The 26,867-nt window shown below is 44.6% G+C and carries 20 protein-coding genes; 13 read left to right on the forward strand and 7 right to left on the reverse strand.

Features of this window, described 5'->3' with window-relative positions:
- Positions 1 to 49: 49 nt before the first annotated feature.
- The 3 genes from dnaB to QUA53_RS03390 all read right to left on the reverse strand — a co-directional run bounded on the left by dnaB (position 50) and on the right by QUA53_RS03390 (position 7,359).
- On the reverse strand, positions 50 to 1,375 hold the full coding sequence (dnaB, locus tag QUA53_RS03380) for a replicative DNA helicase (protein WP_333063067.1): 1,326 nt from the start codon (positions 1,373 to 1,375) through the stop codon (positions 50 to 52).
- Positions 1,376 to 1,541: 166 nt separating this feature from the next.
- A complete protein-coding gene (gene rplI / locus QUA53_RS03385) occupies positions 1,542 to 2,000 on the reverse strand; it encodes a 50S ribosomal protein L9 (protein ID WP_006634794.1) in 459 nt (152 codons plus the stop codon).
- A gap of 262 nt (positions 2,001 to 2,262) precedes the next feature.
- Positions 2,263 to 7,359: a PAS domain-containing protein gene (locus QUA53_RS03390; RefSeq protein ID WP_445304913.1), complete on the reverse strand. Its 5,097-nt coding sequence runs from the start codon at positions 7,357 to 7,359 to the stop codon at positions 2,263 to 2,265.
- Between the two features lie 619 nt (positions 7,360 to 7,978).
- On the opposite strand from QUA53_RS03390, the gene QUA53_RS03395 reads away from it, so the two are divergent.
- Positions 7,979 to 8,818 (forward strand): glycosyltransferase, encoded by an 840-nt coding sequence (locus tag QUA53_RS03395; RefSeq protein WP_333095073.1) that lies wholly within the window; start codon positions 7,979 to 7,981, stop codon positions 8,816 to 8,818.
- 2 nt (positions 8,819 to 8,820) lie between these two features.
- On the opposite strand, the gene gloB is transcribed toward QUA53_RS03395, so the two are convergent.
- The gene (gene gloB, locus QUA53_RS03400) at positions 8,821 to 9,594 is read right to left on the reverse strand and encodes a hydroxyacylglutathione hydrolase (RefSeq protein ID WP_333095071.1); all 774 of its coding nucleotides are present in this window, start codon (positions 9,592 to 9,594) and stop codon (positions 8,821 to 8,823) included.
- A 236-nt stretch (positions 9,595 to 9,830) separates the two neighbouring features.
- Between gloB and QUA53_RS03405 the strand changes: the two genes are divergently transcribed.
- The 12 genes from QUA53_RS03405 to QUA53_RS03460 all read left to right on the forward strand — a co-directional run bounded on the left by QUA53_RS03405 (position 9,831) and on the right by QUA53_RS03460 (position 23,298).
- Entirely contained in the window at positions 9,831 to 10,034 is a 204-nt protein-coding gene (locus QUA53_RS03405; RefSeq protein WP_190659093.1) for a hypothetical protein, read from the forward strand.
- 200 nt (positions 10,035 to 10,234) lie between these two features.
- Positions 10,235 to 11,236: a UDP-glucose 4-epimerase GalE gene (galE, locus tag QUA53_RS03410; protein WP_333095070.1), complete on the forward strand. Its 1,002-nt coding sequence runs from the start codon at positions 10,235 to 10,237 to the stop codon at positions 11,234 to 11,236.
- 92 nt (positions 11,237 to 11,328) lie between these two features.
- Complete coding sequence (locus tag QUA53_RS03415; RefSeq protein WP_333095068.1) at positions 11,329 to 12,258, forward strand: alpha-1,2-fucosyltransferase; 930 nt, start codon at positions 11,329 to 11,331, stop codon at positions 12,256 to 12,258.
- 12 nt (positions 12,259 to 12,270) lie between these two features.
- On the forward strand, positions 12,271 to 13,107 hold the full coding sequence (locus QUA53_RS03420) for a hypothetical protein (RefSeq protein WP_333095066.1): 837 nt from the start codon (positions 12,271 to 12,273) through the stop codon (positions 13,105 to 13,107).
- Between the two features lie 280 nt (positions 13,108 to 13,387).
- Positions 13,388 to 14,539, forward strand: a complete 1,152-nt coding sequence (locus QUA53_RS03425; RefSeq protein ID WP_333095064.1) for a glycosyltransferase family 4 protein — start codon at positions 13,388 to 13,390, stop codon at positions 14,537 to 14,539.
- Positions 14,540 to 14,631: 92 nt separating this feature from the next.
- Complete coding sequence (locus tag QUA53_RS03430; protein WP_333095063.1) at positions 14,632 to 16,635, forward strand: ABC transporter ATP-binding protein; 2,004 nt, start codon at positions 14,632 to 14,634, stop codon at positions 16,633 to 16,635.
- Positions 16,636 to 16,698: 63 nt separating this feature from the next.
- Positions 16,699 to 17,940, forward strand: a complete 1,242-nt coding sequence (locus QUA53_RS03435; RefSeq protein WP_333095062.1) for a glycosyltransferase — start codon at positions 16,699 to 16,701, stop codon at positions 17,938 to 17,940.
- Positions 17,941 to 18,083: 143 nt separating this feature from the next.
- Positions 18,084 to 19,049, forward strand: a complete 966-nt coding sequence (locus tag QUA53_RS03440; protein WP_333095061.1) for a glycosyltransferase family 10 domain-containing protein — start codon at positions 18,084 to 18,086, stop codon at positions 19,047 to 19,049.
- Complete coding sequence (locus QUA53_RS03445; protein WP_333095059.1) at positions 19,046 to 20,149, forward strand: formylglycine-generating enzyme family protein; 1,104 nt, start codon at positions 19,046 to 19,048, stop codon at positions 20,147 to 20,149. Before QUA53_RS03440 ends, QUA53_RS03445 begins: the two co-directional genes overlap by 4 nt.
- Before the next feature lie 125 nt (positions 20,150 to 20,274).
- On the forward strand, positions 20,275 to 21,249 hold the full coding sequence (locus QUA53_RS03450; protein ID WP_333095058.1) for an Npun_R2821/Npun_R2822 family protein: 975 nt from the start codon (positions 20,275 to 20,277) through the stop codon (positions 21,247 to 21,249).
- Positions 21,246 to 22,118 (forward strand): Npun_R2821/Npun_R2822 family protein, encoded by an 873-nt coding sequence (locus tag QUA53_RS03455; RefSeq protein WP_333095057.1) that lies wholly within the window; start codon positions 21,246 to 21,248, stop codon positions 22,116 to 22,118. Before QUA53_RS03450 ends, QUA53_RS03455 begins: the two co-directional genes overlap by 4 nt.
- Positions 22,119 to 22,275: 157 nt before the next feature.
- Positions 22,276 to 23,298: an Npun_R2821/Npun_R2822 family protein gene (locus QUA53_RS03460; protein ID WP_333095056.1), complete on the forward strand. Its 1,023-nt coding sequence runs from the start codon at positions 22,276 to 22,278 to the stop codon at positions 23,296 to 23,298.
- Positions 23,299 to 23,312: 14 nt separating this feature from the next.
- Here QUA53_RS03460 and QUA53_RS03465 read toward each other — a convergent pair whose 3' ends face one another.
- From QUA53_RS03465 to QUA53_RS03475, 3 genes are all read right to left on the reverse strand, one after another.
- A complete protein-coding gene (locus QUA53_RS03465; protein ID WP_333095055.1) occupies positions 23,313 to 24,263 on the reverse strand; it encodes an NAD-dependent epimerase/dehydratase family protein in 951 nt (316 codons plus the stop codon).
- Between the two features lie 207 nt (positions 24,264 to 24,470).
- Complete coding sequence (locus tag QUA53_RS03470; protein ID WP_333095054.1) at positions 24,471 to 24,845, reverse strand: hypothetical protein; 375 nt, start codon at positions 24,843 to 24,845, stop codon at positions 24,471 to 24,473.
- A 191-nt stretch (positions 24,846 to 25,036) separates the two neighbouring features.
- A complete protein-coding gene (locus QUA53_RS03475) occupies positions 25,037 to 26,713 on the reverse strand; it encodes an AarF/ABC1/UbiB kinase family protein (protein WP_333095053.1) in 1,677 nt (558 codons plus the stop codon).
- Positions 26,714 to 26,867: the final 154 nt, after the last annotated feature.

Consider the following 26,867-nt stretch of genomic DNA (forward strand, 5'->3'; position numbering starts at 1 on the left):
CCCGGTTTTTTTATTAAGAAACCGGGTTTCTGTGTATTTCCTGGTTGATTTACGATCGCTTCGGAGATGCCAGATTGCGAAAGCAGGTATATTGGGCGTCAAATAATAGTTTGATGATTCCTGTGGGGCCGTTTCTGTGTTTGGTAATAATTACTTCTGCAATTCCGCGATCGGGCGAATCAGGGTTGTAATATTCATCGCGATAGAGCATAATTACTAAATCTGCGTCTTGCTCGATCGATCCGCTTTCGCGTAAATCAGACATCATCGGCCGCTTGTTTGTCCTCGCTTCCACACCCCGACTCAACTGAGATAAGGCAATAATCGGCACGTTGAGTTCGCGGGCTAAACCTTTAAGACTTCTGGTAATTCGAGATAGTTCTTGCACGCGGTTGTCGCTGGTACCTTCCATTAATTGCAGGTAATCTAGCAAGACTAATCCTAGGGTTCCGCCTTGTTCTGCTTGGAGGCGGCGGACTTTCGATCGTATTTCTGTGACGGTAATATTGGGAGTATCGTCAATAAACAGCGGTAGTTCTGATAAATTCCCAATGGCTGTACTGATTGGTTCCCATTCGTTTTGACTGATTCTACCCGATCGCAACCTGTTACTTTCTATTTTGGCTTCACTGGACAGGATACGCTGCACTAGCTGTTCTTTCGACATTTCTAAGCTGAAAACGGCAACGGGCAATTTTTGCTGTCCGGCGGCGATGTGGTGGGCGATATTGGTACAAAAGGCCGTTTTGCCCATCGCCGGCCTAGCCGCAACGATGATTAAATCCGATCGCTGAAAGCCTCCTGTCATCGCATCTAAGTCATAGAAACCGCAGGGAATGCCGGGAAGTGTCAGGCCTTCATTGCGATTTTCTAGGTCTTGAAATGTTTGGTTTAGTGTTTCGCCGATCGACACTAAATCCTGTTGCGGACGTTCTTGAGTTATGCTGAAAATTTCTTGTTCGGCGCGGTCTAAGACTGTTTCTAGCGGTGTTGCCGTCTCGTAACCTAATTGTACTATGTTGTTGCCAGCTTCGATTAATTTGCGGCGCTGATATTTGTCTTCAACTAAAACTGCATATTGGTCGATGTTGACTGCGGAAACTGTGCGATCGACTAATTGTGCTAATTTAGTTAGTCCTCCTACTTGCTCTAACTGGTTGCGGTCGGTTAGTGCCGTTGTTACCGTCATTAAATCGGTAGGTTGACCCTGTAAAAATAGCCCTAATGCCGATCGATAAATGACTTGATGAGCGGTGATGGCAAAAAACTCCGGCCGCAGCAGTTCGGCAATTCGGGAAATAGCTTCTGGGTCAATTAAAATCCCGCCCAAAATTGCTTCTTCTGCCTCTATATTTGTCGGCATCAAATCGCTCATTAGTCAATATTTCTCAGTCATTAGTTATTAGTGGCCACTTATTAGTAATCAGTTCTCAATGTGTAAGTTAGCGTAACTCACTTTGCAAGTTAGCAGTGCTTAGTTGTTAGCTAATGACTAATGACTAATAACTAATGACTGATGACTGATGACTGATGACTCTTAATTACATCGGAACAACTTGAATATCAACTTCGGCGGTAACTTCTGCGTGTAGTTTGATTTCAGCTTTGTAGGTACCAGTTTGGCGAATTTCGGGCAGAGTGATGCCGCGCCGATCGACTTCTTGACTGGTAGAGTTGAAAATCAGTTCTGCTACTTCTTGGTTGGTGACAGTACCAAAAATCGCGTCAGCTTCGCCAACTTGCTTGGAGATGATAAAAGGCCCAGCCGATTGGAGGGCGGTTTTGCGGACTTCAGCTTGCTGCTTGAGCTCTAGCTGGCGCAGTCTTTCTTCTTCACGGCGGCGTTCTGCTTGCTTGAGAATGCCAGGAGTGGCTCTAAATCCCATTCCTTGGGGTACTAGGTAGTTGCGGGCGTAACCTGGGGCTACTTCTACTACGTCGCCAGCTTTACCGAGTTTGCTGACATCTTTATTTAAAACTAATTGGACGCGCTTGGCCATGATCGTGGGTTGTGGGGTTTTAACTGCAACTTTTTATAATAGCGAAGTTTGAGGGGCGATCGCAAGGGAGAAGGAAGTTCGGCAACGGATTATGTAGCGGATGTAACGGATTTAACGGATTTAACGGATGGATGTTGAGATTCGAGGTTCGAGGGAAGAAACAGGGATAATATTTTTAACGGGTAAATTCAGTTTGAAATTACGCAAAACCGGGGTGCTGTAATGAGCCAAATCAACTACAGTGCAAGATCTTACAGAACACTCAGGCTTTATTTTCAAGGCGCTGGACGATCGATCGCGCTACAGTAGCAACTAACTGGGTCGGATCGATCGGCTTGGCTAAGTGTTTGTCAAATCCGGCTTGCAAAACTTGGCGCTGGTGCCCTTCTCCAGCATAAGCCGTTAACGCGATCGCCAACAACTGCCGATACTCAGGCGCAAGCTGAGTGCGGATGCGATTTATCAACATATATCCGTCCATGTGGGGCATTCCGATGTCGCTGACGAGCAAATCCGGTGCAGTTTGTTCGATCGACTCTAGCGCCTCAGCAGCAGATGACAGGGAAATCACCTCTGCACCCGCTTCCTCAAGCACGAAAGCGACAAAATCTCGCGAGTCGAGCTCATCATCTACCACCAAAATTCTCAATCCAGCTAGTGGCAAGGATGGCATATCGGGACAAGCATCCCCATGACGTTCTTCCTCCCCCTGCCTTCTAGAACCATCATTTAATAGCGGTAATCTCACCGTAAACGTCGCTCCTTGACCTTCTCCGGCGCTTTCTGCAAACACCGTTCCGCCGTGAAGTTCGATCAGTTGGCGGACGATCGCCAATCCCAGTCCCAAGCCACCAAATTTACGAGTTGTGGCGCCATCTTCTTGTCGAAAATGGTCAAAAACATAAGGTAAGAAATCGGGAGTAATGCCTTTACCAGTGTCTGTGACTTGAATTTGAGCTTGGTGTTCGACTTGCTCTAATCGAACTTCAACTCGACCGCCTTCGGGCGTGAATTTCACCGAGTTTGATAACAAGTTCCACACAATTTGTTGCAAGCGACTTGTATCGCCTACAACTTGGCCGACATCTGGATTTAAAATAATTTTAATTTGAATTTTTTTAGCTTCTGCTGCTAATTGCACGGTTTCCACCGCAGACGGAATAATGGTTGCCAGATTCACCGGAGCAACATTCAATGTGAGTTTTCCTTGCAGAATCCGAGACACGTCAAGCAAGTCTTCGATTAGTTGAGATTGTAGTCTGGCGTTACGCTCGATCGTCTCAAAAGCCTTGGCAGTTTGATGCGCCTTCAGCTTGCCGCCGACGAGCAGTTGCGACCAGCCTAAAATCGGATTCAGGGGCGATCGCAACTCGTGAGAAAGCACCGCCAGAAACTCGTCTTTAATGCGGTTAGCTCGTTCCGCTTCCGCGCGGGCCGTTTGTTCTAATTGCAGAACCATATCGCGCTCGGTTTCCACTTGTTTGCGCTCTGTAATGTCGATAACAGAGCCGATATAACCCTCAAATTGTCCGCTTTCGGAAAATCTGGGAGCAGCCGCATCGATCGCCCAAGAATATCCGCCATCCTTACGCCTGATGCGATATTCCACGCGGAAAGATTCCTGGCGTTCGTTGGCGGTCAAAAATGCGTTCTTGGCGTATTCTCGGTCTTCTGGATGCAGCGCGTTTACCCAACCCAATCCCAAACCTATTTCCTCAGTTTGACCTGTGAAGTCATACCAGGTTTGGCTCAGGAAACTACAGTAGCCTGTGGAGTTTGTTACCCATACCATAAAAGGAGCATTGTTAGCCATATTGCGGAATCGTTCTTCGCTTTCTTGCAGCGCTGCTTCGGCTTGTTTGCGTTCTGTGATATCCCGACAGACAATCACTCCGCCTTTGATTTCGCTGCTAGTATCAACTACCGGATAACCGCTGATACTGATCCAGCGATCTTCGGAATCTTCGCGGCGGACAAATACCTCTACATCATTAACATATTCACCTTTGATTGCTCTGGCTAGAGGTAGTTCAGCGTCGGGAAAGAGGGTTTTTTTGTCAGTCATAAAAAGTCCGTAAGTGCTCGACCATTCCTCACAAGATTTTTCATTCGATAGCTGACCGAATATCCCCACGGCGGCTCGGTTAAACAACACAAACTCCCCTTGTTGGTTAGCCAAAATCAAACCATCACCAATGCTGTCAATGATTACTTGCAATAACTTAGTTTGTTCTTGCATGGCGACTTCTGCTCGTTTGCGATTTGTGATGTCGCTGGAGATGCCAATCAAGCCGATGACTTCTCCCGCTTCATTGCGGTAGGGAGCTTTCATTGCCACAAATGTCCGAATGCCATCGGGAGATTCTTCGACGACTTCTGTTTGTCCGGATTCCATAATGCGCCGATCGTTGTCCGTGACTGTGGCTCCAAGTTCTGCTATTGGGTATAAATCGCGATCGCGCCGCCCAATTACTTCAGCAGCAGGTTTGCCCAGTACGTCCAGCGTGGCTGGATTTGCATAAATAATCCGTCCTTCTCGATCTTTGACAAAAATTGGCGTGGGCGCTGACTCGTTAATCAGATTCAAAATTGCATTCTTTTGCCGCAGTTCTTCTTCAGTGCGTTTGCGATCGCTAATATCGCTCCAATAAGCCGTAAATCCTTCGGCGGCTGGATAGGCGCTCACTTCTATATACATTTGGAGCGACGGCGAAAACTCTTCAAACTTGACAGAAACTTGCTCGTTAACGACTCGATGAAATTCTTGATATGCCCTCGAATTGGATTCTTTCTCGGCGGGGAATACCTCCCAGATCGATCGACCTAGCAAGTCCGATCGAGAGCGAGAAAGCAGTTTTTCTGCTGTGGTATTAACGTAGGTATAGCGCCATTGTGAATCGATAGCCATAAAGGCATCAGTAATACTTTCTATAATATTGCTGACTTGCTGGGAGGCCTTTAGCACCGCGAGTTCAGCGTTTTTGCGATCGGTGATGATTTCGCAAAAAATCATGATGCCGCCAATCTCATTTGTATTGGTTCGCCAAGGGTGAATTTCCCACTGCACCCAGTCGATTAAGCCATCAGGGCGGGGAAACAGATCTTCTTGGCAGAGTTCGACTGCTCCCGCCAGACAGCGCTGGTGGATTTGTTTGAAACGATCGGGCAAATTGGGAAAGATGTCGTAGTGCGATTGACCCACAATGTTTCGATCGCCGATCCCGTAACTTGATAGCCAGCGGTCGCTCACCAGCATATACCGCATCTGGCGGTCAAACATCGCCACCCCCGCAGGCGAATGTTTAACGAACAGCCGCAGTTGTTCTTCCTGTTGCCGCAAGCGATTCTCTGATTGTTTGCGATCGCTGATTTCTTTGAAAAGTAAGGCGACTTTTCGGCTGTGTGGCTCAGGAGTGCGGAACGCCAAAACCTCGAACCAGCGGTTCATGACTTCCGAGCCGTGCTCGAAGCGCAAGGACTCCCCCGTCAGCGCGACTTTGCCGTACATCTCAAACCAATAATCTTCGAGATCCGGAACGAGCTGCCGCACCGTTTTACCCGCAGGTTGTTCGAGTCCGGTTTGTTTCAAGAAGGCCGGATTGACTTCCAAAAAGCGGTAATCGATCGGCTTTTCGTTGGCGTCAAACAGCATTTCGATGATGCAAAAGCCTTCGTCTAGGCAATCAAACAAAGTGCGATAGCGTTCCTCAGAGCGGCGCAAAGCAGCAAGAGCTTGTTTGCGATCGCTAATATCCATAAACGCCGCCACACAGCCACGAACTGCGCCTTGTTCGTCAAATAACGGCACCGCATTCACCAACCAATCAAAGGCAACCCCGTCCTCGCGCACCATTTGAATTTCCATATCTCGCACTGGGACGCCGGAAGCCACGGCTAGTTGCATGGGCAGTTGTTCTCCGGGAATTTCTTCTCCGTTGCGGAATCGTCTAAACGGAAGGACTGCCGCTTGCTCTCCGGTTCCAGAAACATTGGTATCGGCCGGCACTTGCAACATCGACAGGGCAAACCGATTAGCGCGAATTACTTGACACTGTGGGTCGTCGGCGATCGTAATACCGACGGGTACAGCATCAAGTATCGATTCCAGTTCATTCACTCGTCGCTCTAGTTCTTGGTTGAGCCGTTGAATTTCTTTTTTGGTAGCTTTGCGTTCGGTAATTTCATGCACCGTCACATTCACGCCCAAAACGCGATCGTCCTCGGCTTTCAGCGGATAGAGACTCAACAGCCAATCCTGTTCGACTCCCGGCTGTACTGAGTTCGTCCTGCGAACTTCGAGCTGTTTTAGTGGAACTTTAGTTTCAATAACTTGTCGGTAAAGCGGCTCTAAATCATCTGCCATTTCTGGCAAGATTTCGCGCAATGTTTTGCCGATGTGGGCGGCCGCTGGAACTCGGTTAATTTCTGCGAGGCGATCGTTGAGGCGCACAAACCGCAACTCAGTATCAAGGAAGCAAAGTCCGATCGGCGCGCTAGCATAAATCGCCTCGATTTCTGCTAGTTGTTGCTGCACTGTTTGCGCTTGTTTAACAAAAGCAGCCCGAGCTGCCTTCTGCTCGGTTACATCTTGAAAATAAACGGCAAGTCCCGATGGGATGGGATAAGCTCGTACCGCATACCAAGCATTAAGTGGCGGATAAAAAGATTCAAAACTAACTGTAACTTGGAAGGTGGCGGCGTGGCGATATTCCTGCTCAAACAAACTGCCCACTGATTCGGGAAACTCTTCCCAAATGCTGTGGCCAATCAAATCTTTCGAGGGTCGATTCAGCCACCGCGCCGCTTGCGAATTGAGGTAGGTAAATCGCCAGTCTCGATCCAAAGCAAAGAACCCGTCCGAAATACTTTCGAGGGTGTCTGACAGTTGTGGCGCGGGCGCATTACAGACTGGTTCGGGCTGAGGTTGAGCGATAGGAGTGAAGGTTGTTACTACCGCATAGGGAGTCGATCGATCTCCCTGAAATAAAGGTTGAGAATTGAGCGTCAACCAAATCAATTCTCCCTGTGGCCGATAAAAGCCCATGATGGCATTTAAACATGGTTGCCCGGTTTGCAGCGCCACCATCGCCGGATGCGTCTCGCCGGGAAAATCCGAGCCATCTTCACGCACAGTCTGCCACCGACTGTTGATTGAAGTGCATAAGAGCATCTGTTCTGCTGTCATCCCCAACAGATCCTGGGCGTGACAATTGCAGCCCTGAATGCTACCGTCTGCCAATTGGAGAAGCATCCCTACATCGGTTGGCAAAGGCGCGGCTGGGTAGAACACTTTGTTAGAATCCGTTGAAACAGATGGGTCCATTTTTGGTTGGGGTTCAGTATTGCGTGGGTTTTGCATCGGTTTCTAACAACGCTCATTTTACTTTTGGCCAAGCCAATCGCGATCGATAATAGGGAAATAACCAGAGGAACTTGTGATTTGAGCAGGGTGACACTTCAAACCTAAGATGGATGTCGATCGTTGTGCGGTAATATCGATCTCTAGACAATTTATTTTATCGTAGAGTCCCACGTCTGAACCAGTTGCGGGATTCAGCACAGGCGACGGGGAATTTTCTGGCTGTTTCAGATGGCAGGTTAGTCTGTCTCATTATTTTTCGCGTTGCTGCATATTACCAATGGCTGTTGCTCGTTTTCGGGTGCGAACAGATGGTACTTGCACACAGATAAATAAGTAGAGGAAGCTTGCAAATACATAACCCCTCTCTCGCAGCGAGTGAAACGAAGCAATCGCTCTTGTTATGCCCGCCTTACATTCTGTTACCTTGTAAACTTTATTTGCGGCTAACTACTTAGAATCCCCGTCTGTTTGTGTAAATCTAACCGGAAATTTAGGCAATATTTTGTTCGTCTCAACGGTAAATGGGCGATCGCATTTACCTCAATACAGGGTCGCCTACTTCCTCAATTCCCAACGTTTGTGTTACCTTTGCCGTTCATCTCACAAACTTAATCCTATGCACATATTCACAGCAGCCGATCGCACCTATATTCTCGGGTTAGCAGCACTTCTCAAGTCTGTAGATCTGAATGTTAGCCAATCTGGGGAGGAGCAGGTCAAAATTAGCGTTGTATCTACCAGGATATATTCACCGGAAAAGGAACAGTTACAGAATTGCTGCAAATACCAGATTGAATGGCAAGAATTGCAATCTAATTACGACCAACTTCTTTCGGTATCAGGCTCTAAACTTCCTTACGTTAAATTGGAGCCGCGAAAATATACTAAAGAAACAGAAAGGCTGATTTGGCTCGACAGCGATACGATCGTTCTGGGCAGCTTAAAGCCGCTGTGGAACCTAGATTTTCAAACTCTGCCGATAGCAGCCGCAGCCAACACCTGGGGAAATCCCAACAATTATCAAGATCGAAACCCTTATTTCAACAGTGGTGTTTTAGTTTACAACATGAAGGTTTGGGAGGAAGAGCAACTGTCGGAAAAGTTGCTCCAAAATGCTAGAACCCACGTTTGGGGCGATCGCGATCAAGGTGCATTAAATTCAGTTTTAGTGGGAAGGTGGAAGCAATTAGACCAAAGATGGAACAACCACAAGACTGATGATATGTCAAGTAAAGTGATGCACTTTATGTCAAGACCGAAACCGTGGGAAAGCAATGCCCCCAATCAATTATGGCTTGATATGTTGTCTCAGACACCGTTTAAGGACGAACTGGAAAAAATCCCAAATAAGTTTAAGGGGCTGTCGAGCTTTAACGTAAAATACAAAAGACTTGACAGGTGGTTGAGCGAACCGATACTCAAGTTTAAGAGTTACCTAAAACAACAAAAACGTTAAAGTTAAAATTGGTCTTTCATGCCGCGCAATCGAGCGAAGGTTTGCACTGGATCGCGGGTGTTGGTGGCTGATTGGATCTTGGGAAAGTCCCAGCGCAAAAATGGGTTTGTGCTTTTTTCGAGGCCGATCGATGATGGTATTGTAGGTTGCGATCGACTCCGCGCTTCCTTGACTTCGGCGAAGCGCTGCTGTAAATCGGGATTGTCGCCATCCACACTCAAGGCAAATTGCAGGTTGTTCAGCGTGTATTCGTGGGCGCACCAAACTCTGGTATTGTCGGGCAAGTTTCGCAGTTGCCCCAAAGAGGCTAACATTTGGGCGGGAGTGCCTTCTTTGAGCCTGCCGCAGCCTCCGGCAAATAAGGTGTCGCCGCAGAACAATTCGCCGGTTTCGCTGGGGTTGCTGGGGGGGAAATAGTAGGCGATGTGAGCTTTTGTGTGGCCGGGTACGAAGAAGACTTCGGCGGTTCTGTTGGCAAAAGAAACTCGATCGCCCGCTTGTAAAAACACTTGCTGTCCGGGAATTCTGCCTCTATCTTCTGCGCCGCCGTAAACTTTAATTTGGGGAAAGCGATCGATCAGTTCCTGATTGCCACCTATGTGGTCGCTGTGGTGGTGGGTAATGAAAATTGCGGTTAATTCGGCTCCGAGTGCTTGCAGTTGCTCTAATACTGGCTGCGACCGTGCTGGATCGACGACTGCTGCTGTGTGGCGATCGGGGTCGTGCAGCAAGAAAATGTAATTGTCGAACAGTACCGGAAGCCGATAAACCTGCATAGAAAAGTGCCTCTCTCGGAAAAATATTATATAATTAAGTTAGTCTGAACGCTATCCGAAGGCTGATTGCAGATTTATTAAGTCCGCATATCTATCTTGGGAAGTAAAACTCTGATACGTTATTTCTGCTATCGATCCAGCTATCGATCCAAGTGATTTACAGTTGGGTACGCAATATTTTTTGGTCAAGAACTGCAATCCACTTTAATTATTTTAGCGTAAAAGCGATCGAATAAATGCGAACATCTCACAACAAATCGAACTTAACAATTTCTCAAAAAGTCGATCGGATTGTAGCGTCTGGTAAGATAACTCGCCGGGAACATTTAGTTTTGACTTCGGCTATCCTGTCAGATGATAAAATTTCAGAAGAGGATCGACATCAGATTAATCGCATATTTGATTATATCCAAATTGGTCGCCTCAAGTTTATCGATTGAATAGAAAGACTTGCACATTCAGCATCTATCTGGAGTGTAAAAAGCGTTTTTTAGGAGTGCGCTCGTCCCGTCTCGCACAGCAAAGCCTATATATTTTGCTTTAATTCTCCGGCTCACGCGGAGTGTAAAAGCATCAGATGTGGAAGTCTCAAATTAACAAGGCTATTGGCAATCCCAGCTACAAAAACAGGCAGAAGAAAATGAGTGCAGAAAAACAAACTATTTTGGTGACAGGCGGAGCTGGATATATTGGCTCTCACGCGGTATTAGCGCTGAAAAACGCAGGTTACGGTGTGGTGATTTTGGATAATTTAGTTTACGGTCACAAAGATTTAGTAGATCGGGCTTTGCAGGTGGAGTTAGTAGTTGGCGACACGAACGATCGCACTCTCCTAGACAACTTGTTTGCTTCGCACAAGATTGATGCTGTCATGCACTTTTCTGCTTACGCTTACGTAGGCGAATCTGTTACCGACCCAGCTAAATATTATCGCAACAATGTCATCGGCACTATTACGCTTTTGGAAGCAATGATCGCTGCTGGGGTGAAGAAATTTGTGTTTTCTTCTACTTGCGCGACTTACGGCGTACCGCAGAAAATTCCGCTCACCGAAGACCACCCGCAAAACCCGATCAATCCCTACGGTGCTACTAAGTTAATGGTAGAGCGGATTTTGTCTGATTTTGACGCTGCGTACGATTTCAAGTCTGTTTGTTTCCGATATTTTAACGCGGCTGGGGCCGATCCTAATGGGTTGTTAGGAGAGGATCACAATCCAGAAACTCACTTGATTCCGCTGGTGTTGTTCGCTGCTTTGGGGAAACGAGATTCGATCTCGATTTTTGGCACGGATTACGATACTCCTGACGGTACTTGCATTCGGGATTACATTCACGTTAACGATTTGGCATCTGCTCACATTTTGGGATTAGAATATTTGCTCAAGGGTGGCAAATCTGATTTCTTTAATTTAGGCAATGGAGGCGGGTTTTCGGTGAAAGAGGTGATAGAAACGGCTCGTCAAGTGACGGGAAAAGAGATTAAAGCTGTTGAGTGCGAACGCCGTCCTGGAGACCCGCCTGCTTTGGTTGGCAGCAGCGAGAAAGCCATCAAAACCTTGGGTTGGTCTCCAGAATATCCCGACATTAAGAACATTATCTCCCATGCTTGGCAGTGGCACCAAAAACGCCACAGCTCTTAGTATGTAGGGTGGGCATTGCACACCTTACAATTACAGCAAATTTTGATTAAATTGTTGTGGGGTGGGCTTCCCGCCCGCCCCAAAAATACAATATGCTAATAATATCTGCTAAGTCGGGGCAACTCGGAAATCGACTGCTGCTTTTTGCTAATTTCATTGCTTGGGCGATCGAGCATAATTTGACTGTTCTCAATCCTGCTTTTGACGAATATGCAGAATTATTTGTGGGAACCGCGGGGGATTTTTTGTGTTGTTATCCTCCTCCATGTTTTACCGCAGCAGGCAACAACTTTGTCAGAAATAAATATTATAATTTTATTAAGTATTTAAGCAATAAAAAAATATTAAAAACGCAAGAAATAACCCGAAAAGAACCTTTTAGCTGGCTAAAATATCAGGATATAGAACAAATCAAGCAGGACTCAATAGTTTGTTTTCAAGGCTGGCTGTTTCGAGATGGCTGGTTTGTAGAAGATGTTTCCAAGTTACACAAGTATGCCGACCCGATTAGAGCCTACTTTGAACCATTAGAGCGATATAGAATCAATGTAGATCGTTTGATATTGAATTTAAAAAATAACTCTGATATGCTCGTCGGAATTCACATCCGCCAAGGGGATTATGCTCAGCATCAAAAAGGGAGGTACTTTTACACAACTGAGCAATATTTACAAGTCATGAATTATGTGGTAATGCTATTTGAAGGAAAAAAAATTAAGTTTTTGATTTGTTCTAATCTTCCGCAAAAGCAGAGTTTATTTGATAATTTTAACTGTGGATTTGGCAGCGGTCATTTAATTGAAGATATGTATGCTCTGGCTGAGTGCGACTATGTTGTCGGGCCGCCTAGCAGTTATACTATGTGGGCTTCTTTTTATGGAGATAAACCTCTTTACATGATCGTAAATGTCAATAAAACAATTAACCTGAAAGATTTTGTACATTTTTATGAATGGCAAGGAATTTTTCACTATCGAGATAACTGGAGTGAGAGCTTTTGGGAGTGGACACACGCTCGGTAAATAAGTAAATCAATGAATTCAAATAAATTAGCAGCCAAGGGATTTATCACTATTTTAACCGGTCTTTACTCTTTCCAGGATTGCGTTCATTTTCTGGCGTCTGTCAGGAAGTTTCACCGCGAACCCATTATTATTTTAATAGATAGAGTCCCTCTAATTTTATATCCTTTACTTCAGGTGTTTGGAAATGTCATATTGAAACCTGCACCGTCTCACGAAAACTCAGTTTTAGCGTCGCGGCAAGCTAAGCTGGCTTTGTACGGGGAATCTTTATTTGAGAAAACTATTTATATGGATTGTGATATTTGTTTGCTATCACCAATATATGAGGTATTTGATTTTCTTGATGAAGTAGATTTGCTGGTAACAGAAGACGTGCAGCCTGCGATCGCAAAAGCTGCTAATTTATTGAGAGTCAAGCAAGATATTCTCTCAACTCTGCAATCAGTAGGATTACCACTCAATGAAAATAGCATTCAATACAATGGCGGATTTATCGCTTTTACGAAAAGCAGTAAAACTCAGGAATTGTTCACAAAGTTTAAGAAATATTTCGATATGGTAGTGGCGCATCAAAATGTGTTACTATTGAAAGATCAGGGCGCTTTTGCGGCGGCTGTTGAATCGGTGAAACCGAAAATGACAACTTTGTCCCCGGTTTACAACTACTTGGATAAGTGGAAAGATGTTTATACGATCGACAAACCGATTAAAGTAATGCACTGCACTTATCCTTACCGTCCTCAGTACGCCAAAAACGTAACGCGATCGCTCTTTACTAGAATAGTCGATCGCACGGCTAAAGTATTTTTACCAAATCAACTTAACAATCCCTGGCGTTTAAAATAATTAAAGTTGCTTGGCAAACTGCATTAAAAGCAACAAAAATCCGCCCCAAGTAAAAAAAATTAGCCTCTACATATCCGAAAATTTACCTAGAAGAATTATTGCTGGCCTGAATAACAGTCTTGGATTCATTAGTGTGTTTTTTTACCAAAATACTTCGTTGCTGCCCTTTGCCCTGGTTAAAAACCTGGTTGCTGTGGTCGGGAGTACGTGAGTCCCCGTCGCCTTGACAAAAGCTCGGTTAAGCCGGAAAATTAAACAAATGTTTTAAACAAAATACTCAGTGAAAGTTTCATTAGTAGTGAGCGATTTGTCAGGAGGAGGTGCAATTCGTGCTTTTTTATTAGCTCAAGTCTTGATAGAGCTTAAATGTGATGTAGAAGTTGTTGGATTTCAGTTTGGCAAGGAATTGTATGCTACTCCTCCCAGAGATATCCCGGTATGTGCGATACCGGGTAAAAATTATCCGGGGTTTTTAATGGATGCTCAAAAACTTTGGAAAAAAATAGATGGGGATATTATTTATGCAATCAAACCTAAACCTACAAGCTTTGGGTTATCACTGCTAAAAAAACTGGCGACTCGCCACTTTATAATTTTAGATATAGACGACTGGGAACTGAGCTGGTACGGCGGAGATGAATGGAAATACCGTCCCTCTTTCAAACAACTTTATCGAGATATTTTTAAACACAACGGTCAATTAAGAGAACCAGATAATCCCCTCTATCTCAAGTGGATGGAAAGTCTCATTCACAATGCTGATGCAGTCACCGTTGATACAGAGTTTTTAAAACAGCGTTTTGGTGGTGTATATTTGCCTAATGGTAAGGATACTGCAATGTTCGACCCTGCTAAATACAATCCTGAATTGAGCAGACAGTGTTACGGCTTGTCCGGGTATAGAGTTTTGATGTTTCCGGGGGCACCGCGACCTCATAAAGGCGTGGAGGATGTTTTGATGGCCCTCGAACAGTTAAATGAGCCCGATTTAAAATTAGCGATCGTCGGCGGGAGTCCTTATGATGATTATGATGATAAACTTGTGAAACAATGGGGGCGTTGGATTATTAAACTGCCAAGGTTTCCAGTGGAGAAGATGCCGTCCGTTGTAGCGGCGGCTCATGTTGTCGTTGTTCCTCAGCGAGAAACTCTCACAGCCGTGGCTCAGTTTCCGCTCAAGCTGACAGATGGCATGGCAATGGCTAAGCCTGTTTTATCTACGCGAGTCGGGGATATTCCAGAAATTTTAGGTGGAACGGGTTATTTAGTCGATCCGAGTTCTCCCGCTCAAATTTCACAAAATATTCAATGGATATTTCAAAATTTGACAGCGGCTAATTTACAAGGAATGAAAGCTCGGGAAAGATGTGTAAAAAAATATAGTATTCAAGCAATGAAACCCATCCTTTCAGATATAATCGCAGATATGTAAATGTTATTTTAAAACAACTGGCGGGAGGACGAAAAACTGGCTGTTATTAAAGAATATTTTGAGATGCCGTACTGTTTAGCTGGGAATGCTTCATGTCTGCCAATAAGCTACTCCTAAAATTTGCCAGACGATATCCCGGCAGGATTCTCTTAACTGTGATGCTGGGCTTTTCTGGCGCTTTATTTAACGGTATCAGCACTACTATGATTGTACCAGTGCTTTTAAGTTTTTTAGAGGAAGCGATCGAGCTGCGTGGTGCTCCACCTCTAATTAAAACTTTGATGTATCCCTTTGAGGGAATGCCCGGAAATCAGCGTTTAATGCTGATGACCGGGGCGGTTGTGCTGGCAATTTTTTTAAAAAATGTTGCGAGTTATATCAATACTTTAGTAGCTACTTCTCTGACGCGATCTTTGACTTTTGATTTGCGAGAAGCCGGCTTGCAGTTGTTGTTAGAAGTAGATTTAGATTTTTACTCTAAAACTAAAGTCGGGGATTTAATTAATAGATTGGGCGGAGAGATTGGTCGGACTGCTAGTGCAGTTGGTACGGCCATCGGAATGTTTACTACCTCAATCACGGTTTTGGTGTTTGTGGGTCTGCTACTTTCGATCTCGTGGAAACTGACGGTGACAGCTACAGTTTTGCTGGCGTTAGTTGCTTGGACAAATCAATATATTATTAACCGTTCCAAGCATTTTGGCCACCTGCTTTCTGAAATGTCGAAAGATTATTCGGTGAGGGTGCTGGAAACGATTACTGGGATTCGGCTGGTTAAGTCAACTGGTAACGAGGAAAGGGAGTATCAGCGGATCAAGCATTTAATTCAAAGGCGAGAACAAGCGGATTTTCAGGCTCAGGTAAATTATGCGGCGATCGCTCCAATTAACGAAGTTGTTAATTTGATAGTTATAATTTTGATTGTATTCATAGGTCGCACAATATTTGCGAATGAGATAGAGTCTATTGCTACAATTTTATTAACCTATTTATTGGTACTGTTTCGATTGGTTCCTTTAATTTCACAGTTGAATAGCGGGCGCAGTCAATTTGCAAATACGTCGGCTAGTGTAGAGGTGGTTAATGATTTTTTGAGCCGCGAGGACAAGCCATTTATGCTTAACGGTTCTGTGCCTTACACTCATTTGCGATCGGGAATTCATTTTAATAAAATATCTTTTAGTTATCCTAACCACAAAAATTTAGTTTTGCAAGGAATTGATTTATTTCTACCTCACGGCACGACTTTAGCTTTGGTAGGAACTTCGGGTTCTGGCAAGTCAACTTTGGCAGATTTACTGCCGAGATTTTACGATCCTACTGAAGGTAATATCTCGATCGATGGCAGGGATTTGCGCGAATTCGATCTAAAAAGTCTCAGACAAGCGATGGGTATTGTTAGCCAAGATACGTTTTTGTTTAATGCTTCAGTGCGCGAAAATATTGCTTATGCTAGACCCCAAGCGACTGAGGAAGAAATTGTGGAAGCGGCGAAGGGAGCGAATGCTTACGAGTTTATCCAACTATTGCCGGATGGGTTGGAGACTCAAATTGGCGATCGGGGCGTGATCTTATCGGGAGGGCAGCGTCAGAGAATTTCAATTGCTAGAGCCCTGCTGCAAAACCCGGAAATCTTAATTTTAGATGAGGCAACGAGTTCGCTGGATACGGTTTCGGAAAGGTACGTGCAAGCGGCGATCGAGAAATTGAGCTGCGATCGCACAACCTTAGTCATCGCCCACCGCCTCTCCACAGTCCAAAAAGCCAACAAAATCGCCGTGATCGATCGCGGACAAGTAGTAGAAATGGGTTCCCACGAAGAATTGCTAGCAAAAGGAGGTTACTACACTCGCTTGTATTCAGTGCAATTTGCTGAAGAAACCGCTCGTGATGAAGCTCTAATTAGAGGTTCTTACGAAATTCGCACTCGCCTGACTCCCATGATAGCTTACCTCAAAATGCTAGTAGATGAAATGGTAGACTCTCCCGAAGAAAGAGACGAGTTAATCAGAGAATCATTTCACTCTGCTGCTAATATTTTCACTACTTTAGAATTTATAGAAAACACTATTAAGCGTCAGGCTGTTAAAAAGTAGTCAGTTGGCAGTATTCATTAGTCAAATGCCTGCACAGCCAATAATTACCAATTACCAATTACCATGTCTAAATATTATGTATTTTTTACCAGAAATATCTTACCGCAACCCAATGTAGCGAGCTTAGTTCAAGTTGCACACTCTGCCAATGCCGCAGCAAACCTAGGTTATCCAGCAGTTTTGGTATACCTCCGTAAAGGCTGGAGTGCTTTGAATCCGGTTGATTTGCTTTTTCCTTTTCAACCCACGAAACCCGATGACAAACTTGCCAAAATTTACAATATTCAAGATAAATTAAAAGTAGCAGATTTACCGATGCCGTGGCCGATCGACCTTTGGGACAGCAAGTGGACGAGTTCGAGTACAATAGTCTCAAAATACTACTTACCAATTCACCTGCTTAAATCTACTAAAATTGTCCACACCCGCGACTGGAACTTTGTCAAAGCAGCAATTAAAAACGGTATTCCCGCTATCTACGAACAGCACCACCATGAAAACAAGCAATTTGAACCAGAAATTATCCGCAATCCTCTGTTTCAGATTTCCGTAACTGTTGCCGATACAGTTCGAGACAGCATGATTTTGAATGGGATGCCACCAGAAAAAGTAATTACGCTGCACAACGGTTTTAACCATTTTTTTCTCGCGAGACAAACAGAAGCTGCTCAGAATTGGCGACAGCAATTATTACAAAATGACAAACAGCATTTAGCTGTTTATGCAGGGGGACTTTACCAGTTTAAAGGTGTTGATATGTTGGTGGATGTAGCTCAGGAATTGCCGCTGGTTCAATTTGCGATCGCAGGTGGTGATTCATCCCAAGTAACATCCTACCAGCAGTTAGCCAAATCCAAGCAAGTTAACAACATTAAATTTCTCGGCTACCTCCCTCAAAATCAACTGGCTAGCTTGCTGCAAGCAGCCGATGTTTTGACTCACCCGCACTGTTCGACAGAGGCCGCGACGTTCACATCTCCTTTAAAATTCTTTGATTACATGGCATCGGGAACTCCGATTGTGGCGACGGAGATTGCATCTTTAATGGAATTTAAATCGGGCAATATAGCAGCAACTTGGTGCGAACCGGATAACCCGCAACAGTTCGCGCAAAGCATTCGAGATTGTTTAACCAAATATCTGAGGAAGAGCGAAGGTTATGCAGAAACAATGGATTTTGTCAAGCAATTTTCGTGGGAAAATAGGATACAGAAAATTATGGGTTATGTGGAAGAGTCAGTGCGATATCCGATAATTCAAAATTCCGTAGGGGCGGGTTTTACCAACAATCATCCCCTCAAATAAACAATCTCATAAACCCGCCCTGCCAAACGCAAAAACCACATTTATTATTAGTAGGGGCGGGTTGTACCAAAAATTATCGCCTAAAATTAATAATCTCATAAACCCGCCCCATCCACACGCAAAAACCCAATTTATTATTAGATATGAACAAAAAAATCATCGGCACAATCACCACCTATCCAGGCATGAACCAAAGCGACTGGCTGTGGCAACAAACCCCCCACAACTTCGGCAAATGGGGCAATATTCAAATGTTAGCGAATCACCCAGAACCAGACTTTTTACTCATGTATCAATTCGACTTTCCCCGATCGCCCAAAAAGCAGTCATGGCTCGACAAAATCCGCCGTCCAAGCCCCATAAATCCAGAAGAGGACATTCGAGAAAAATTGCGCGGTGTCCCCAAGGAACGCATAATTTACCTGATCCGCGAGCCACCATTACCAGAAGTTATTGAAATTACCAAAGCCAACTACGAACAAGCCAAACTTTATTGCGGTTACGTTTCCGGGCCAGACGACTTCGCCCCAAAACCAGATTATATGCCCGCGATTTGGTATCACTCTAACTCGTTTCGAGAACTCGATGAAATGCCTGCGCCGCCAAAAACTAAATCCTGTTCTTGGATAACTTCAGGTGTTAGCCGCAGCGCCAATCACCGCCACAGATTAGACTTTATCAAATTGCTGCGATCGCAAGAATTGGATTTTGACCTTTACGGGCGAAACTTGCCAACTTGGGCGCGCGGGAACGGCACTGTGAACAATAAATGGCACGCCATCGCACCATACTATTACAACTTAGCTACTGAAAATTATGCAGAAAACGATTGGTATGTCAGCGAGAAGCTTTGGGATGCTTTATTAGCTTGGTGTTTGCCAATTTATTACGGCGGTTCGGCGGCTGATAAGTTGTTGCCAGCAGGGAGCTTTCTGCGACTGCCAAGTTTGGATGAGAAAGGAGTAGAATTTATTAAAGAGGTTGTTGCTACGCCGGATTATTGGCATGAAGCCAGGGAAAAAATTGCCGAAGCCAGACAAATCATTCTCCACGAATTGAACCTGCTCAATTGGCTGTCAAAGTTTGTATCTCAGGAAATAGCGCAATGACAGAAAACCAAAATCAACCCAGAGAATACGATGCCGTACTCGGTGTCCAATCTCAAGTGCCATTTGGTGCGACTGTCTTAGGCGGGATTCCTGGTGTTAAGAGTCGGTTAGCTTCACCGATTGTCGAAGTCAGAATCACCGCACTGTATGAAGCACTGAAATATGGAGAAGCTGGTTTAGACTTGATAATTCCGGCATTGCAGGATGAATCAATAAAGGTGAAGTTGGCTGCATATTCGGTGCTGAAGGAGAGAGATGAACCAAATATAAAAGAGAAGTTCCAAAAATATTCGCCTATTTTTGACTTTGATGCAATAACAGTAAATGCTGAAGGAAAAGAAAACAGTCGCCGCCGTGATTATGCTCACTTTTTGCGCCAAGACTTAGGGAATCCAGTTGTGCTGGAAATGGTTTATATTTCCGGCGGTACATTTATTATGGGTTCGCCAGCAACCGAAAAAGGTAAAATATATGATGAAAGTCCGCAGCATCAAGTAACAGTACCCGCTTTTTATGCAGGCAAATACCCCATTACTCAAGCACAGTGGCAAGCGGTGATGGGGAATAACCCATCGTGGTTTCAAGGTGAAAAACTTCCTGTAGAAAAAGTATCGTGGGATATCGCAGTCGAATTCTGCGCCAAACTCTCGCAAAAAACCGGGAAAAAATATCGCCTCCTGAGTGAAGCTGAATGGGAATACGCCTGTCGTGGCGGTACAACAAGCCCATTTCATTTTGGGGAAACTATTACCCCGGAATTAGTCAACCATAACGGACACAAACCCTACGCAAACGCCCCCAAAGGACTTTGCTGCGGAAAAACAACCGATGTCGGGAGTTTTCCTCCCAATGCCTTTGGACTGTACGATATGCACGGCAATGTTTGGGAGTGGTGCAGCGATAAATGGCACGGTAGCTATGAGGGCGCACCCACTGACGGAAGTTCTTGGGAAGAAACTGGTAGAGATAATTTCCGAGTGCAGCGTGGCGGTTCCTGGGCCAGCCATGCGGTCAGTTGTCGCAGTGCCTATCGCGTCAGGGGCTCGGTCGGCAACCGCGAATCGTATATCGGTTTTCGCGTAGCTGTCGATTTGGCGTAGTCTCCGGTTTGCGGTTTGGTGCTGTAGGCACCCGATCACACGTTTCTACCCTTTTACCCTTTAAATGATTCGGCGGTTGAAACCGCTTCTGCACAAACAAAGTCCGCCTCCGTGGACTAATAGATATGAATGGAATTTGCACGTTAGCCAACGATACAGTTTACGACCAACTAATTGCCTTGCTCAACAGTATTGAAGTTATCTTAGGATCAAATACTCCTGTCTGTATTTATCCTTTCGACGACCAAATAGAGCAAATCAAAGCTGAAATTGTTAACCGTCCCAACGTCTTTATTTATGAAGATATCGCATCAATTCAGCGATGGGATGAATTCATGCAAGCAGCCGCACCAGAGCGTTTGAACCGCAAAAAATTCAGGCTTTACGGCGCACACCGGCGTTTTTGCGCTTTCGACGGCCCGTTTGACAAGTTTCTCTACATGGATGCGGATACTTTGGTGATGAATTCCCTCGATCCGGTTTTTCAGAAGTTAGAGGAATCGAATTTTGTGGTTTATGATTTTCAATTTCGCGACCCAACTAAAGTATACAATATTCAGTCGCCAAAACTCCTCGAAGTTTTTGAGCAATATCGGATAGACTCGGAAATATTTTGTTCGGGATTTTACGCCAGCAAGCAAGGATTGTTTGAGCAAGATACTAGGGAATGGCTGTTAGCTCAACTGCAATCTGGCGAGGCGGAAATTCTCTATGAAGGGGCGGGAGAACAACCGTTGCTCAATTATATGGTGATGAAAACGGGGATGAATAGCTATAATTTTGCTTTTAGCCTCCCGGATGGCGAAAAAACCGGGTGCAGCGTCACTTCCAAACATTTTGAAGAGCAAGATCAGATTTTGTACGACAAGGGAAACCGACTTACTTACATTCATTATATTGGTGTGCAGCCGGATTTAATTCGGAGAGTTTGTGCGGGCGAAAATATTGAGTTTCCCTATCGCGATTTGTTTCTGCATTACCGCTATCTCCGCGAACCCTCCAAGCGTCCGATTTTTGCCCAAGCGCCAAAGTCTTATACTGAGGTTTCTGCGCCGAATTTGTTAAAAAGGGTATTGAGAAGGTTGAGGATAAATGTATGAATCGCGGTATTTATATTGTTGCGAATGATAAGGTGATCGAAAGTGCGATCGCCCTTTTAAACAGCATACGTCTGTACAATTGTCAAGTACCTGTTTTTCTGATTCCCTTCGACGACAATTATCAGCAAGTGGCAGCCGCACTCAGCCGTCTCCACGGGGTGCGATTGTTCCCAAATCTGGAGTTTGTGGAACAGTTTACCAGAGAAATTGGCCAAATGTTCGATCGCAACTTTTTAGCCCTCCCCAACAAAATGCGAAAACTCGCCGCCTGGTTTGGCCCCCTTGACGAATTTCTGTACATCGATACCGATATCATCGTCTTTGAAGACATCGCAGACAACTTAAACAAACTATCAGAAGTAGACTTTTTTTGCTGCGATTACCACTACCTCAGCGAAAAACTGCGAAATGTATTTTCACCTGCTGTAAAAGAACAAAATATCTTTACAGACTCACAGCTTCAAGATGTATTTAACAGCGGTTTTTGGGCTTCCAGAAAAGAAACTATTACAGAATCGCAAATGTATGAAATTTTGCGAGAATGTTCGCAGCATCGAGAATATTTCGACTTTACTCAAAATGTCACAGACCAACCTATACTAAATTATATCATTCTTAAACTGATTCTCAAGCGCTGCAATCTTGTTAAAGATTCAGCAACCGAACCGGGAAGCTGGGCTGGTTCCAAGCATTTTCAGGAAATAAATTATGTTCTTTATGACAAAGGCAAAAGGTTAAAATATCTTCACTGGGCTGGAATCCCGATTAAATCTGGTAGCCCTTATTGGAAACTTTGGAAACATTATCGTTATCTCAATGAGGAACAACCAAATTTAGTGCAAAAAATATTTCTGGCTTTCAGTAGGTGAGGATAAAATCATATGTTTTATCATTGTCAACAAGCTTTGAAGAACAGGCCAGATGCCTGTTCCACAATGAATAAATTTTATTTCTTGTGGTGTGGGCATCTTGCCCGCACCTAAAAAGCAATATATATGTGCTGGGTTACTTATTAACTAAAATCCGATGACTGATGGCATTTATCTTCTAGCAAACGATGTTGTTTTTGACCACTTAGTTGCTTTATTGAACAGTCTCGAAGTCAATGGGGCAAAAGATATTCCAGTTTGCATCATTCCCTATGATGATAACTTGAAAAAAGTGCGATCGCACATTTCCCGCCTACACAATGTAACCCTGTTTGAAAATACCGATTCTATCCAGTTCTGGGAAGATTTTGCGACTCAAGTTTGGAAAACTCATGCAAAAGCTCAAAAAGTTTGGCAATCTCAAGGTTTGAAACCTGTTCAATGTTTGGAAATGCACCGAAAATTATGTTGTTTCGACGGCACTTTTGATAAATTTATCTATTTTGACGCAGACACTCTGTTAATGGGTTCTGTAGATTATATTTATCAAAAGCTTGATGATTTTGATTGGATAGCAAACGATTTTCAATACAAATCAGACCTCAATTATATATTTGACTTGTCGTCCCCAAAATTACGTCAAATTTTAAATTTGGATGAACTGCAATCTCATACTTTTTGTGCGGGTTGGTTTGCGTCCAAAGCCGGGGTTTTCAATCGAAATAATTGCTCTCAACTTTTAGAAAAATTAACATCAGGAGAAGCGGAAATTATGTCTTTACGGGGCGCTGACCAATCTTTACTTAACTATTTAGTCGCCCGCAGCCAAATATCTTTTTACAACTTTGGATATGCTGAACCCGAACAGGTAACGGGAAATCATTGGTCTTCTCAATTTGATGTAATAGATTATGTTCTATATGACAAAGGACGACGATTGACTTATTTGCACTACATGAGTATTTCGGCTGCAAAGTTTACTAGATTGTGTGCTGGCGAAGATGTTGAGATTCCCTACCGAGACGTATTTCTGCACTACCGCTATTTGAATTCGCCGGAAACACAGCCCAAACTCGCGCCTCCAAATTTGTTGGTTCGCTTGGGGAGAAATCTCAAAACTTGGGGAATTAGAAAAATTAACAATTTTCAATTTAAGCTGCGGAATTTCTGGGATAGATAGCATCTAACTGTACTCTAACTGTACAAAGACTGAATCCACTCCCATTCGCGCCTTAAACCTTCTTCTAAAGCAACCTGCGGCTGATAACCTAAGATTTTCTGGGCTTTAGACACATCCGCGCTAGTGTGGCGCGCGTCTCCCCTCGCAGCTTCGGTAAAATCTATCCGAATAGGTCGATCGACAATTCTCTCTATTGTATCAATAACTTCTCTCAAAACTACCCGACTTCCCCCACCAATATTAAAAACTTCTCCCGCAGCTTCTGGAACCTCAGCCGCCGCTAAATTCGCCGCCACGCAATCGCTGATAAACGTAAAATCCCGCGTTTGCAATCCGTCGCCGAAAATTGAAATAGCCTCGTCAAACAAAATCGACTTAAAAAACTTGTGAAAAGCCATATCGGGGCGCTGTCTGGGCCCGTAAACCGTAAAATAGCGCAGCGAAGTAGTCGGAAGACCAAAATTTTTGTAATAAAGCCCGCACAAACGTTCACCGGCTAATTTCGTAATTCCGTAGGGAGAAACCGGGTGCGGACAAGCATTTTCATTCGTGGGAAAAGATTCAGCATTACCGTAAATAGAAGAAGAAGAAGCATAGACAAACTTTTGCAATTTTGGCGCATCTTTGGCCGCTTCTAACAATACTTGAGTGCTGTTAATATTCCGTTCTGTATAGCTGCGAAAACCGTCGCCCCAGCTAGCACGAACTCCTGCTTGCGCCGCCTGATGAAATATTACCTTAACATCGGATAAAAGACCTTGCCAATTTAGAGACAAAATATCGCCTTCCACCAATTCAAACCCCGGATACTTTTCAAATCGTGCAATATTCTTGCGCTTGAGAGCCGGGTCGTAATAATCGTTGAACTCATCAATACCGATAACGGTCTCGCCTCGATTTAAAAGAGTTTCTACTAAGTTAGAGCCAATAAATCCCGCCGCACCCGTAACAATTAAAATACTCATTCGATTTTAGATTTTAGATTTTAGATTTTAGATTTAAAATTTTAGATTTAAAATTTTTTACATCAATTATTGCATAAGTTGTCCTCTTCTTCTTTCTCTTCCTCTGCGTTCTCTGCGTTCTCTCCGGTTCAAAAAGCATCAAATAGGATAATCTTAGAGAACTATCAACCCCCTTCCTTCTGATAAAAAGAGGTTGATAGTTAACTTTCATTGTTCAAAAGAATCTAAATCCAGCGCTTGGGAACCTCCGCGTTCTAACTCGATCAAAAGCTTACCCAACTGAGTCCAAACTAGCCAGCCAGTGAGTAGCGTCAGTGGCAAAGCTAGGGCATAAGAAAGTAGTTTTGGGAAGCCAAAAATCTCCATTCCAGAAGCTAAAAATACGCAAATACCGCCAGCCATTCCCAGAAAAGGTATGACCAATTGCAGCCTTGGCAGGTTAGCCAAGGTGCGAGTAGAACGATTTTTAGACCACTGTTGTACGGATTGTTTGAGAGTAGCTTCAAATGCTACGCCGGAAGCCATACCTGCTAGTAATCCAGCCGACATTAAAAAATAGGGAGGTTCTGGAAAATAATACACAAATAATTCCTTAATTTGGGTAATGGGAAATGGGGAATGGGAAATGGGGAATGGGGAATAGGGAATGGGGAATGGGCAAGAGTAGAATTATTTTTCTTCTTTCTTCCTTCTTCCTTGTTCCCTCTTCCTTCTTCCTGACATCCGTTACATCCGTTACAGAATTCGTTGCCGAACTTCCTTCTTCCTTCTAATTAAAACCGAGTTAGCGCCGCTGCTCCTGCTGTGGAAAACTCCGTCAAAGCGCCTAGAGCAACGTTGAACAGGCGACCGGGCTGCAAGTCTTCCTTGACTAAGTTCCACAGGCTGCGAACTTCTTCGGTGTGGATTCGATCGTCCTCAATCAAAGCTAACATTAGCTGGCGTCTCAAAAACGACCCTTCCTCGGACAGCAAAAATTGCAAGCCTAGTTGTGCTGTGGGTAGCAAGTCGAAACTACGATCCGATCGGGCGATCGCGATCATGTCCTCTAACCTGTTCCACTGGAATTTGCCATCTTTGAATAATACCTCAATCAGACGCCGCCGCAGTGCCGGAGATTCTCCGTTCAACAAACGCCGCGCTACATAAGGATACGCCACCTCGACTATCTTGAAATTCGGATTCAGCGTCAGGGCCAAACCTTCTTCTGTCACCAGAGAGCGAATAATTAAGGCAAATTTCGCCGGCACCCGGAAAGGATAATCGTACATCAACTCCGAAAACTGGTCTGTAATCGTCTTGAAGTTAAAATCTGACACCTTTTCGCCGACGATATCACCGAGTACAGATTCCAGCGCCGGAACGATCGGCATAATATCTGTATCTGGCGTCAAAAAGCCAAGTTTGACAAAATCCTTAGCTAACTCTAAGTAATCTTTGTTGATCAAATGAACGACCGAATCAACCAAAGTTTCTTTAGTTGTTTCTTCCATCTGATCCATCATCCCAAAATCAATGTAAGCCATGCGGCCGTCCGCTAAGGCAAACAGATTTCCCGGATGGGGGTCAGCATGAAAAAATCCGTGTTCCAGCAACTGCCGCAAACCGCTGCGGACTCCGACTTCAATTAAACTATCGGTATCCAAACCTGCGGCTTTAACACTTGCCATATCTGTCAGCTTGATGCCGTCAATCCATTCGAGGGTCAGAACGCAATTTGAAGTATAGCGCCAGTAAATACTCGGAACTTTTACTGTCGGGTCGTCGGCAAAATTTGTAGCAAATTTCTCGGCGTTGCGGCCTTCATTGAGATAATCAATTTCCTCGAACAATTTGATACCGAATTCATCGACTATTAAACAAAGGTCGTGACCGAGATTCAGCGGCAGCAACGGGCCCAACCATCCAGCGGCCCAGCGCATTAAATAAAGATCCAGGCTCAAGACTGGCAGCAAATTCGGTCGCTGAACCTTGACTGCTACTGCTTCCCCGGTGAGGAGGCGAGCTCGGTAGACTTGACCGAGACTTGCCGCGGCGACAGGTTCGGGAGAGATTTCGCTGTAGGTTTCGCTAATTTTGCGATCGAGTTCTGCTTCAATAATCTCGAAAGCGCGCACGGAGTCAAACGGCGGCAATTGATCCTGAAGTTTGATCAATTCTTCGAGAAAGTCTTTGCGGATCAAATCCGGTCTGGTAGAAAGGGCTTGGCCAACTTTAATGAAAGTGGGACCCAAGCGAGTGAGTATTTGTCGCAGGTGGGCGGCCCGTTCCGGCTGGTGTGCTGCGACTTCGTGCTGCCAACTGTCCCACAGCATCCCCAGAACGAAGCCTGCAAAAGACCAAATAACGGTAATTGCGCGCCAAATTGCTTTCCAAGGACGGTTGCGGTAATATTGAGCGATCGCTTGTGGATCGTAGCGTCTAGCCTGAGTGAATTGATACTGAGGCACTCGTTTATTTTCCTCTTATCTTATGAAAATTACAGGTTAAATTGAGAATTGGGCATCGGGCATCGGGCATCGGGCATCGGGCATCGGGGAGGGAAGTCGAAAGTTCAAATATTATTTATTCTTTCTTCTTCGTTCTTCCTTCTTCGTTCTTCCC

Source organism: Microcoleus sp. Pol12B3 (assembly GCF_036701355.1).
Taxonomy (GTDB): domain Bacteria; phylum Cyanobacteriota; class Cyanobacteriia; order Cyanobacteriales; family Microcoleaceae; genus Microcoleus.

What these genes read in the sequence shown, in the direction of transcription:
- dnaB (WP_333063067.1), bottom strand. Translation starts at nt 1,375, where the DNA reads ATGAGCGATTTGATGCCGACAAATATAGAGGCAGAAGAAGCAATTTTG.
- rplI (WP_006634794.1), bottom strand. Translation starts at nt 2,000, where the DNA reads ATGGCCAAGCGCGTCCAATTAGTTTTAAATAAAGATGTCAGCAAACTC.
- QUA53_RS03390 (WP_445304913.1), bottom strand. Translation starts at nt 7,359, where the DNA reads ATGCAAAACCCACGCAATACTGAACCCCAACCAAAAATGGACCCATCT.
- QUA53_RS03395 (WP_333095073.1), top strand. Translation starts at nt 7,979, where the DNA reads ATGCACATATTCACAGCAGCCGATCGCACCTATATTCTCGGGTTAGCA.
- gloB (WP_333095071.1), bottom strand. Translation starts at nt 9,594, where the DNA reads ATGCAGGTTTATCGGCTTCCGGTACTGTTCGACAATTACATTTTCTTG.
- QUA53_RS03405 (WP_190659093.1), top strand. Translation starts at nt 9,831, where the DNA reads ATGCGAACATCTCACAACAAATCGAACTTAACAATTTCTCAAAAAGTC.
- galE (WP_333095070.1), top strand. Translation starts at nt 10,235, where the DNA reads ATGAGTGCAGAAAAACAAACTATTTTGGTGACAGGCGGAGCTGGATAT.
- QUA53_RS03415 (WP_333095068.1), top strand. Translation starts at nt 11,329, where the DNA reads ATGCTAATAATATCTGCTAAGTCGGGGCAACTCGGAAATCGACTGCTG.
- QUA53_RS03420 (WP_333095066.1), top strand. Translation starts at nt 12,271, where the DNA reads ATGAATTCAAATAAATTAGCAGCCAAGGGATTTATCACTATTTTAACC.
- QUA53_RS03430 (WP_333095063.1), top strand. Translation starts at nt 14,632, where the DNA reads ATGTCTGCCAATAAGCTACTCCTAAAATTTGCCAGACGATATCCCGGC.
- QUA53_RS03435 (WP_333095062.1), top strand. Translation starts at nt 16,699, where the DNA reads ATGTCTAAATATTATGTATTTTTTACCAGAAATATCTTACCGCAACCC.
- QUA53_RS03440 (WP_333095061.1), top strand. Translation starts at nt 18,084, where the DNA reads ATGAACAAAAAAATCATCGGCACAATCACCACCTATCCAGGCATGAAC.
- QUA53_RS03445 (WP_333095059.1), top strand. Translation starts at nt 19,046, where the DNA reads ATGACAGAAAACCAAAATCAACCCAGAGAATACGATGCCGTACTCGGT.
- QUA53_RS03450 (WP_333095058.1), top strand. Translation starts at nt 20,275, where the DNA reads ATGAATGGAATTTGCACGTTAGCCAACGATACAGTTTACGACCAACTA.
- QUA53_RS03455 (WP_333095057.1), top strand. Translation starts at nt 21,246, where the DNA reads ATGAATCGCGGTATTTATATTGTTGCGAATGATAAGGTGATCGAAAGT.
- QUA53_RS03460 (WP_333095056.1), top strand. Translation starts at nt 22,276, where the DNA reads ATGACTGATGGCATTTATCTTCTAGCAAACGATGTTGTTTTTGACCAC.
- QUA53_RS03465 (WP_333095055.1), bottom strand. Translation starts at nt 24,263, where the DNA reads ATGAGTATTTTAATTGTTACGGGTGCGGCGGGATTTATTGGCTCTAAC.